The sequence below is a fragment of the Vibrio crassostreae genome, from assembly GCF_041439375.1.
Lineage (GTDB): Bacteria > Pseudomonadota > Gammaproteobacteria > Enterobacterales > Vibrionaceae > Vibrio > Vibrio crassostreae_D.
Map to the genome: position 1 here is coordinate 1 of NZ_JBGONY010000138.1, position 1,397 is coordinate 1,397.

Sequence of the window (1,397 nt, forward strand, 5' to 3'; positions counted from 1 at the left end):
TAGGGAATAATGAAATGGACCCACCCTTCTAAACGGCGTCGCAATGCGCCAAGATGAATATTAAACACAATCATCTAACTGAGGGCAGGTCCATATGAAAACTATAACGATCGGATTAGATATAGCCAAGAACATTTTCCATGCTGTACATATGACATCACATGGAAAAATCCTTAAAAAAAAGAAACTCAATCGTACAGCAGTTCTTTCTTATTTTGCTCAGATAGAGCTGAGTTGTATCGTTATGGAGTCATGTGGCAGCTCAAACTATTGGGCAAGAGAACTGGTTAATTTAGGTCACACGGTAAAGCTCATCGCCCCTCAACACGTCGTGGCTTACCGTCGAAAAAATAAGAATGATTATAATGATGCGGAAGCGATAGCTGAAGCCTCTCAACGAGATAGCATGACTTTTGTGCCTATCAAAACAAGAGAGCAGCAAGATGCTCAAATTGTTTTACGAATTAGAGAGCGACTAATTAGACAACGTACTCAGCTCAGTAACCAGGCTCGTGGAATGTTACTTGAACAAGGTATTAGTATAAATCGAGGTTGGTCAGCTTTTAGAAAGGTATTACCTGAGGTTTTAGAGGATGCCAATAATAACTTAACCGCTATATCTAGAGAGCTCTTTAATGATTTATACGAAGAATTTAAAGCATTGTGTGAACGAATCGAGCGAGTAGAGCAGAGAATCAAAAGTTTTACAGAAACAAATGATGTTTGCCAACAAGCCCAAACTGTTGTCGGAATCGGCCCTATTACAGCCATTGCGCTTTATGCTGCTATTGGTCAAGGGAAGCACTTTCAAAATGGTCGGCATTTTGCAGCTTGGTGTGGTCTTGTTCCTCGTCAACATTCAACGGGTGGTAATCAGACAATGCTGGGTATCTCTAAGAAAGGTAATATACAGTTACGCACATTATTGGTTGCGGGAGCCAGAAGTGCGTTATCTCGGATGGATAAGAAAGAAGATAAGCTAAGTCAGTGGGCAATTAAGCTTAAAGCGACCAAGTCGTTTAATATTGCCTGCGTCGCTTTGGCCAATAAACTGGCTCGTATTGTCTGGTCGGTTATCTTTAATGACAAAGCTTACGAGCTAAAAGGCGCCTAATCACTAAAAGCACGAACAACTAGCAGCACAAATAAAGGATACTCATCAACAGTTGCGATAAACTTTACATCGATGGTATGCGGTCAAACCGCCCCGAAGAAACTCTGGCACCGTCATAGGCTCATTAAGAAGCCGTGGGAATGATAAAGAGCTTCGGGTGCTGATTACATCAGGGCCATGAACACAATAATAATGTGCTCAATAAATAGGCCGAATATATGAAGGCAATGACTCTATTACCAAACGTGTAAAATTACTTGCAAACTGGGTGGGTCCATATATG

The 1,397-nt window shown here is 41.2% G+C and carries 1 protein-coding gene; it reads left to right on the forward strand.

Going from position 1 to position 1,397, the window contains the following annotated elements; all coding sequences use genetic code 11:
* Positions 1 to 94: 94 nt before the first annotated feature.
* The gene (locus ACED45_RS24020) at positions 95 to 1,114 is read left to right on the forward strand and encodes an IS110 family transposase (protein WP_017080682.1); all 1,020 of its coding nucleotides are present in this window, start codon (positions 95 to 97) and stop codon (positions 1,112 to 1,114) included.
* The last annotated feature ends 283 nt before the right edge of the window (positions 1,115 to 1,397 follow it).

Coding starts and splice junctions, on each gene's coding strand:
- ACED45_RS24020 (WP_017080682.1), top strand. CDS start 95: ATGAAAACTATAACGATCGGATTAGATATAGCCAAGAACATTTTCCAT.